Below are 9488 nucleotides of genomic sequence, written 5' to 3'. Positions count from 1 at the left end.
CCGATTGATCTAAAGCCCAAGCCTTCAAGATAAAGTTGAAGCGCTTTTTTTTTGATTGTTTTTGAATATTCACCCCCTCTTTTATATACCGTAAAATTAAATCCACAATTTTTACATTTGTATCTTTAAAAATTCCTGACAATACCGTTTTTTACTTTTTCAGACTGATAACATTTTGACAATCCATTTTTTTTTTTTATATTTACTGAAAAACACAATCCTATATTTAGCAATACCCGATTCAGAAATCAAGGTGATAAAGTGAATGACAAGAAACTTCATCGGATTTATAAGCAAGCAGGATTATCATTGAGAAAAAAATCTAAGAAGCGAAAAATTACCCGAATTAAAGAGCCTCTAAAGATTCCAAAATCCTTTGCCCAAAGCTGGAGTATGGATTTTATGAGTGATGTGTTGGAAAATGGAAGAAAAATCAGAACTTTCAATATTATTGATGATTATAATTGTGAGGTTTTGCATATAGAAGCGGATTATTCCATCAAAAGCAGCCGTGTTGTTTGGATTCTGAACCACTTAGTGAACCGTTATGGAAAACCAAAAAAGATAAGAATGGATAATGGTCCGGAGTTTATTTCACATTTGATTCAGACTTGGAGTTTGGTAAATGATATAAAATTCAGCTAAATTCAACAAGGAAGACCCACGCACAATTCTTTAATTGAAAGATTTAATAAAACCTTTCGAGAAGGTGTTTGGGATGTGTATTTTTTTTCAAATCTTGATGAAATACCAGAAATTACTGAAAAATTACCCAAGATTTATAAATTTTGGGATACTCTTTTAGGACTATGATAAAAATTTATATAGGTTTGATACCATAAATCATAAGTAAAATTTATGATATCGAAATAAAAAAAATGAAATGAAAAAACTAATTTCTATCTCATTGCTTTTCTTTAATATTTATTTATTTTCACAAATAAATATTAAAGATTCGATTAATAAAACATTTGAAAAACAAATACAAGAAGTTGAAATTAAAGCAAAACAAAAGCTTATCGAAAGAAAAGTAGATAGATTAGTTTTGAATGTTGAAAGCTCTATATCTGCAACAGGTGGAGATGCTTTGGATGTCTTGAATATCACCCCTGGTATAAGGATTCAGAATGATCAAATTTCTATGATAGGCAAAAGTGGAGTGTCTGTAATGATAGATGACAGATTGCTGCAACTTTCAGATGACGATTTGATTAATTTTCTTAAAACTATAAAATCAGATGCTATAAAAAGCATAGAGGTTATTACCAATCCTCCTGCAAAATATGATGCAGAGGGTAATAGTGGTATCGTAAATATTAAACTGAAGAAGGCTAAAAAAAACAGTATTAGTGGCAATTTAAAAACCTCATATACGCAAGCTAAGCACCCACTGGGAAGTTTGGGAGGCGGTTTAAATTATCAAAAAAACAAATGGACTATTACTTCAAACATTAATTATAGCAATGGCAGTACTGCTCCATATCAAGAATATACTCTTTATTACCCGAATTACACTTGGTTTGAAACGAATAATAAAAGAATTTTTCAGAATAGTTTAGGTGCTAAATTTGCTTTAGGTTATCAAGTAAGTCCTAAAACAACTATGGATATTGAGTATTTGGGAGCATTTAGTAAACCTCTCATTAAGCGTAAAAACACCTCATATATTACCAACAATAATTCTGTTTTAGATTCCTTAATTATTACCCCATCTCGCTTAGAGATAGAAAGAAATACACATTCTTTAAACTTTCATAGTGTAACAAAAATAGATACTCTTGGTACTCAATATTCAATAGATATAGATTATTTTAAATTCCAATCAGATTTGGATAATAATTTCAGCACGAATACTTATTTCTCTAATAATATTCCCGCGCCCAATCGCTATATTTCTGTAAATAATTTGAGTAATCAAAATATAGATATATATTCTGCCAAAATAGACTATGAAATGCCATTGAAATGGATCAATCTTTCTTTTGGTGGAAAAATATCTTTCATCAATAATGACAGCAAGGTTTCTTATTTTGATACTACTGGTATGAATCCAATTTTTGACCCATCAAAAAGCAATATTTTCAACTATAAAGAGAATACACAAGCCTTATATATTTCAGGAAATAAAAAACTTTCAGAAAAATGGAATTTACAGTTGGGTATGAGATTAGAAAGCACACAAACCAAAGGATATTCAGAAACTCTTCGTCAAACCAATAAAAATGATTACATTCAATTATTCCCGACTTTTTATTTAACATATAAAGCAACTGAAAATAGTTCATGGGGATTGAATTATAATAAAAGAATTGATAGACCTACTTATGGTGATTTAAATCCTTTTAGGTTTTATTCTTCTTCATATAATTATTCAGAGGGAAATCCATTTTTACAGCCTTTCTTTACTGATAATATTGATATATCTCATACTTATAAAGATTTCTATACCTCAATTTATTTTAACTATTTAACCAATGGATTTGACCAAGTTACTTATGTTTCTAAAACAAATATTTCACAAATCGTAACACCATACAATTTCTATACTCAAAAAACAGTGGGGTTAATGGAAAATTATGTTTTCAATAAAATTAAATGGTGGGAAAGTAATAATCAAATGACAATTTCTTATTCAAAAACTCTATCTAAAATAGAAGAAAGTGTACCAAGTATCAGCAGTTGGGCTTTTACATTTAATTCAAATAACGCATTTATTTTAAACAAGGCAAAAACGATTAAAGCAGAATTGAACTTTAATTATATGTCTCCTTCTGTAGCAGGAAGTTATAAGATTTCAAGCAGATACTATTTTGATGCTGGGTTTAAATTTTCTTTATTAGAGAAAAAACTGGAAGTTGCCATTAACGCCATAGATGTTTTTAAAACCAATAAATATACTTTTACACAAATAGTTAATGGCATTAAACAAAATAATTATGATTATCCTGATTCTCAAAAAATTAGATTATCATTGGCATGGAATTTTGGAAAACAATTAAAATCACATAAACGAGAACAAAGTAATGAAGAGGAAAAGAGCAGAGCGAAATAATATTGATTTATACACTTTAACCCGTTGTGCATTATGATTTAGAAAAGGAAAAAGTTATTCATTTGATTGAAAATAAGTAAATTGAATTAACTATAAAATAGTTACAATGAACAACTTAAATGCAAATTATGAAAGAATTTTAGAATTTTTAAGAAAAATATCAAATGAAAATTTTTTGTCTTATCAAAGACGAGTTCCAAAGCTAAAAGATTTGAAATTGATAAGTCTTACATTAACCGCTGAATTTATGGGACTGGATAGTGAAAATCATCTTTTTCGGCATATTCCGGATGCTATTGGGCAAAAAATAGATAGACGTGTTTATAATCGACGCAAACGTAGATTGGCTAATAATATGAATGAGATACGAATGAAAATAGCAAGAAGTTTTAATGAATTCGCCACGATATTTATTGTTGATAGTATGGCTATAGAAGTTTGTAAACTTTCCAAATTAGGCACTTCAAAAATCTGTAAAGATGCTGAATATTATTATCTAAACAGAGGCTTTTGTGCATCACAACAAATACATTTTTATGGTTATAAACTTCATGCGGTTTGTTCTGTAAGTGGAGTTTTCCAAAGTATAAATTTGACCACAGCTTTTATTCACGACACTCATTATTTAAAAGATATTAGAGAACAATTATCAGATTGTACATTACTTGGGGACAAGGGATATTTGTCGTCTGAAATGCAAATTGATTTATTCAATTACGCACACATTGAATTGGAAATACCTAAAAGAGTTAATCAAAAGGACTATAAGTCACAGTTGTATTTATTCAAAAAGCAGAGAAAGAGGATTGAGATGCTGTTCTCACAACTCTGCGATCAGTTTATGATACGAAGGAATTATGCCAAAACTTTTGAAGGGTTCAAAACCCGATTATTAGCTAAAATAACGGTTTTAGCTGTTGTACAGTTCATAAACAAGACATATTTAACCGAAATATCAATAACTTCAAAAGTCAGTATTATTTAAAATGTACAACGGGTACACTTTAATATGAATAAATAATGCTAGCAAACAATACCAACAAAGAATCTAATGTATTAAAACTTTGATTCATAATTCTAAATTTAAAAAATCTATAAAAAATGAAAAATTTTAGATTTGACTTACAAAAAAATTCTAAAGATTTGAAAAAATCAATTTCGAACATTAAGAATTCAGTCGTAAAAGATGCAATTTTGAAAATGACAACTGACAATGTAGGTGGTCATGTAGCTCCATCATGGTTAAAAGCCCATGGTGATGCAACTTGGATGAAAAGCTAATTAAACTTTTTCACCTAGAAGAGTTGTTATCAAATTGAAGACAACTCTTCTTTAAACATTTAAAGTAGAGTGTAAAATGAAATGTCAATCTTTAATTTTAAAAGTTGCTAGCAGGTGCAATTTAAACTGTACATATTGCTATGTCTACAATCAGGATGATAAATCTTATATAATCCAACCAAAATTTATGAGCGGGGAAATTGTAGATGCGGTAATTAATAAAGTCTATAATCATTGTAGGGACAATCACATAGAAGAATTTTTATTTGTTTTTCATGGTGGTGAACCCTTATTATTAAAACCAGCGTTTTATAACACTTTTGTAGAAAAATGCAATCTAAAATTTAAAAATAAAATCAAAATTCATTACACTATTCAAACTAATGCTACTTTACTCAATGATGAATGGTGTCTATTATTTAAAGAATTAAAGATCCAAATTGGTATTAGTATTGATGGGACGAAAAAATACAATGACAAATTTAGGTTGTATAAAAATGGGAAAAGTTCTTTTCCTGATGTAATAACTGGAATTAAAAATGCCTTTAATTATAAATACCATAAAGAAAGCTTAGGGCTTTTATGTGTTATTAATCCTACTATGGATCCTCTTGAATTATATTCTTTTATCAAAACTATGGGAGTTAAAAATATCGACTTTCTTTTCCCTTATGTAACCCATGATCAAGAATTGAAAAATTTAGAAACAGAATACTCCGATTGGTTAATTAATATTTTTAATGAATGGTATAAAGATAATAATAAAATAAATATTAGAATGTTTAACGGATTCATTTCTTCATTATTTGGAGAAGAATATCCTACCGATTTATTTGGAAATTTTGAAAACGGATTATTGGTTATAGAGACCAATGGAGAAATAGAACCTGTGGATTATTTAAAAGTATGTGGGGAGAAGTTCACCAAAACAGGATTGAATATATTGAAACATGAAATTTCTATGGTTTCAGACTCAAAATTAATTAATTTTTATTATCATTCTCATAAAAAACTTACTCACAAATGTAATCAATGCATAATAAAAGAAATATGTGGAGGAGGAAATCTAGCCGCTCGATACAGCAAAAAGAATGGATTTGATAATTCTTCCGTTTTTTGTAAAGATTTCTTAAAACTTATTTTGCATATTCAGAATGTGGTATTCTCAGAAATACCGAAAGAAATATTAAAAAAAGAAAATATAGAAATAATAAATTATTTTAATTATGTAAAAAAAATAGAAAATTTTCACAATAATATAGAAAATGAATTTTTAAAATCTTTTGCAATATGAAAAATAATCCTACATGCAGAAACTTAGTGGTAAAAATAGCCAGTAGATGTAATCTTAATTGTAAGTATTGCTACATGTACAATATGGGAGATGAATCATATAAACTTCAGCCAAAACTCATGTCTGACATGGTTATGATTCAAATGTTTAATAAAGTAAAAGAACATTGTATTGAAAATAACATTCAAGGCTTCACTTTTATTTTACATGGTGGAGAACCTTTACTGTCGGGTAAAAAATTCGTTGAAAAATTTGTTCATTGTGCTAAAAATATTCTATCCCCAAAAAGTATTAATGTGCGATTTTCTTTGCAAACAAATGGTCTTTTATTAGATGAATCTTGGTGTCATTTATTATCAAAATTAGGAATAACTATTGGTATCAGTATAGACGGTCTGAAGGAAGACAATGATGCAAATCGAATAGATCATTCTGGAAGAGGATCTTACGATAGGATTATAAAGGCAATTAAAATTTCCCACAAATCTAACATTGACGTAGGAGTACTTTCGGTAATAAATATTAATTCAAATCCAATACAGATTTATAATCATTTCAAAGAAATAGGAATAAAATCAGTCGATTTTTTGATTCCAGAGGCTACATATCAATCATTACCTGCGAAACCTATTAAAGGACAATATGTAAAATCGAAGACGCCTTATGCGGATTGGTTAATTGATTTATTCGATATATGGATTAATGATGAAAATAGACTAAATATAAGGAGGTTTAATCAGTACATCCATTCAATCATGGGAGGAGACATTAATGGTGATGAAATGGGAAATCTGCATAATGAAGTTCTCGTTGTTGAAACTAATGGTACATTTGAAGCAGTTGATGCTTTGAAGGTTTGCGGTGAAAGCTTTACAAAAACAAATACAACTGTTATGCAAAGTAGTATAAGTGATGCATTAAAGACAGATTTAGCAGAACAATATTATTATAGCCATTTTAATCTTCCTAAGAAATGTATTGTTTGTCCAATTAACGAAACCTGTGGTGGTGGCTATATACCTCATAGATACAATATTGAAAATGGCTTTAATAATCCTTCTGTGTATTGCAATGATCTTCTTAAGCTTATAATTCATATTCAAAACAAAATAGTAGAATTTTTACCTGCCCCGCTTAGAGGGGAAAATGGAATTAATAAACTATCATATAATGATGCTATACATATTATAGAAAAAAAACTCCTAAATGCAGTGGATCCCAATTACTCTTACAAATTGGAAAATTTTCGAAGATAATTTATATCTGCAAATACTATGATTAATTTCGGATACAAACTTCGTTTTCCTTTTTACAGACAGTTAGATAGCCAAGATTGTGGTTTGGCATGCCTTAGAATGATTAGTAAGTATTACAATGTTGATATTTCAAATTCAAACTCTGTTTTAGTAGATAGTAATTTATTAAAACAGGGTATTACAATTTCAGATTTAGATAAAACATCAAACAGGTTAGGTTTTAACACACTGGTTGTAAGATTAGATTTTGAAAGTACTGTTGAAAATGCTCCACTTCCTGCTATATTTTTTTGGAATCAAAATCATTTTATTGTTGTTTATAAAATAACATCTAAAAAAGTATATGTTGCAGATCCTGCATTTGGTAAAACAGTATATTCAAAAAAAAACTTTATAAAAGGTTGGACACAACAAAAAGAGGAAGGTATTATTTTATTACTTGAGCCAACAAAAATGTTGTTTGAAAACATCTCCACTAAAAAAAGAGCTAAAGGAAGTTTGGAATATGTTACACAGTATCTAAAAAAGCATAATACACAGCTTTTCTTAATTGCTCTTACTTTATTAATATCTTCCTGTATTGAACTTATATTCCCATTTTTCACTCAAAAAATATTAGATAAAGGAGTTGTATTAAAAGATGTCTCCTTTATATATCTTATTTTAACAGCACAAGTTGTTGTGTTTATCAGTAAAGTTGGGCTAGAGTTTTATCGTTCGTGGTTATTTATTCATATAAGTAGTCGAATAAGCCTATCTATTATTTCTGATTTTCTTATTAAACTAATGCAGTTACCTTTAAAATTTTTTAATAGTAAAAATATTGGAGATTTAACTCAAAGGATACAAGACCATAAAAGAATTGAAGAATTTTTATCAAAAGACCTCATTCAGATGGTATTTTCTGTTTTTAGTATTATAATTTATTCATTTATATTGCTTTATTTTAATGTAAATATTTTCTTGATTGTTTTTATAGGTACAACCACTGAGCTTCTGTGGATATTCAGTTTTCTAAAAAAAATAAAAATATTAGACCAAAAAACATTCTCTTTACAAGCTAAAGACCAAAACAAAATTTATGAGTTAATCAACTCAATGCAAGAAATTAAATTAAACAACCTAGAAGAAAATAAGCGTAAAGAATGGCAAAAAATCCAAACTACCATTTACTTAAACAATATTGATAAACTTAAAACCAATCAACAATATGAAAGTTATAGATTTATCAGTTTCTTTCAAACCATTTTAGTTGTGTTTGTTTCATCAATGGCTGTAATGAATGAAACTCTGACCGTTGGTAGCATGTTGGCTATCATGTTCATTTTGGGAGGAATTAATTCTCCCATTAGCCAAGTAATCAATTTTGTTCTACAGTATCAGTTAGTAAAGGCAAGCTTTGAAAGATTAAATGAAATTCATAATAAGTCCAATGAGGAAAATATAAGTAAGGTTTCTAAATTAACTGAAATAAAAGATATTAACATTGAAAACGTTAGCTTTTCTTATGATGATTCAACTCGTATTTTAAAAAATATTACATTAAAAATTCCAAAAGAAAAGACTACTGCTATTGTAGGTGTGAGTGGCAGTGGTAAAACCACTCTTTTAAAATTAATTCTTAAATTCTACAAACCACAACAAGGTAACCTTTTATTACATACCACTCCTTTAGAAGAAATAGAAAATACATTATGGCGAAATAAATGTGGTGTAATTTTACAAGATAGTTTTATATTTTCAGATACTATTTCGTATAATATTTCTTTAGAAGAAAATGCAAATCAAGAAAAATTATTAAATGCTGTTAAACTTTCCAATGTTGATGATTTTATTGATAAGCTACCTCTTAAACTAAATACGATCATAGGTTCAGAGGGAGTGAGCATAAGTCATGGACAACGACAGCGAATACTAATCGCAAGAGCCATTTATAAAAATCCTGATTATTTATTTTTTGATGAAGCTACCAATTCTTTAGATGCAGAAAATGAAAGGATTATAATTGAAAATATTGATAATTATTTTAAAGATAAAACAATGATTGTAGTTGCACATAGATTATCTACTGTCAAAAATGCAGACCAAATTATCATTTTAGATAATGGAAAAATTATTGAAAAAGGCAACCATGAGGAACTAATTAAAAATAGAGGGAAATATTTTGAACTTATACAAAACCAATTAGAATTGGGGCTTTAATTATGAATGAAAAAATAATCGATAAAATTCCAAAATATTTTACTTTTTTAGGTATAATTATGTCAATTTTAAGTATATTAGCTGTTTTTTTTGCTATAAATGTATTATTTAATTATAAAGTCTAATCTTATTATTTTAAATCTTTACATTTGTCTTAATACTAACGCAAATACCTGATTTGATGGAGTTAATGGACATTAAAATAGAAAACAAGGTAATTCTTCAATAGAATGCAATCACTTCGGGACGGTATGGTTGTAAACTCCCCCATAAATATTACGACTATAATTTAGACAAAAAGTTTAAATTTAGGATTATATATTATGAAAAAGAAACAATTCAGTGCGAATCAGATTTCCAGTATTTTGAAGGAATTCGATAATGGTAGAAGTATAGAAGAGCT

At 28.1% G+C, this 9488-nt stretch carries 7 protein-coding genes and 1 pseudogene; all 8 read left to right on the top strand.

Annotated elements, in window-relative coordinates; translation table 11 throughout:
* Window positions 1-261: 261 nt before the first annotated feature.
* The 8 genes and pseudogenes from GNY06_RS14280 (at window position 262) to GNY06_RS09580 (ending at window position 9085) form a co-directional block, all read left to right on the top strand.
* On the top strand, window positions 262-645 hold the full coding sequence (locus tag GNY06_RS14280; protein WP_166519880.1) for a DDE-type integrase/transposase/recombinase: 384 nt from the start codon (window positions 262-264) through the stop codon (window positions 643-645).
* Entirely contained in the window at window positions 646-813 is a 168-nt protein-coding gene (locus GNY06_RS15245) for an integrase core domain-containing protein (protein ID WP_166519881.1), read from the top strand.
* Window positions 814-883: 70 nt separating this feature from the next.
* Complete coding sequence (locus GNY06_RS09605; RefSeq protein ID WP_166519879.1) at window positions 884-3052, top strand: TonB-dependent receptor domain-containing protein; 2169 nt, start codon at window positions 884-886, stop codon at window positions 3050-3052.
* A gap of 106 nt (window positions 3053-3158) precedes the next feature.
* Window positions 3159-4060: pseudogene (locus GNY06_RS09600) on the top strand (IS982 family transposase).
* Window positions 4061-4153: 93 nt separating this feature from the next.
* Window positions 4154-4333 (top strand): hypothetical protein, encoded by a 180-nt coding sequence (locus GNY06_RS09595; RefSeq protein WP_166519877.1) that lies wholly within the window; start codon window positions 4154-4156, stop codon window positions 4331-4333.
* Window positions 4334-4409: 76 nt separating this feature from the next.
* Complete coding sequence (locus GNY06_RS09590; protein WP_166519876.1) at window positions 4410-5627, top strand: radical SAM protein; 1218 nt, start codon at window positions 4410-4412, stop codon at window positions 5625-5627.
* Window positions 5624-6883, top strand: a complete 1260-nt coding sequence (locus GNY06_RS09585; RefSeq protein WP_166519875.1) for a radical SAM protein — start codon at window positions 5624-5626, stop codon at window positions 6881-6883. The genes GNY06_RS09590 and GNY06_RS09585 overlap by 4 nt, the downstream gene beginning before the upstream one ends.
* Before the next feature lie 18 nt (window positions 6884-6901).
* Entirely contained in the window at window positions 6902-9085 is a 2184-nt protein-coding gene (locus GNY06_RS09580) for a peptidase domain-containing ABC transporter (RefSeq protein ID WP_166519874.1), read from the top strand.
* The last annotated feature ends 403 nt before the right edge of the window (window positions 9086-9488 follow it).

This window comes from Elizabethkingia argenteiflava (genome assembly GCF_009904105.1).
GTDB classification, from domain to species: domain Bacteria; phylum Bacteroidota; class Bacteroidia; order Flavobacteriales; family Weeksellaceae; genus Elizabethkingia; species Elizabethkingia argenteiflava.
This window is presented reverse-complemented; position numbering and strand designations above follow the sequence as displayed.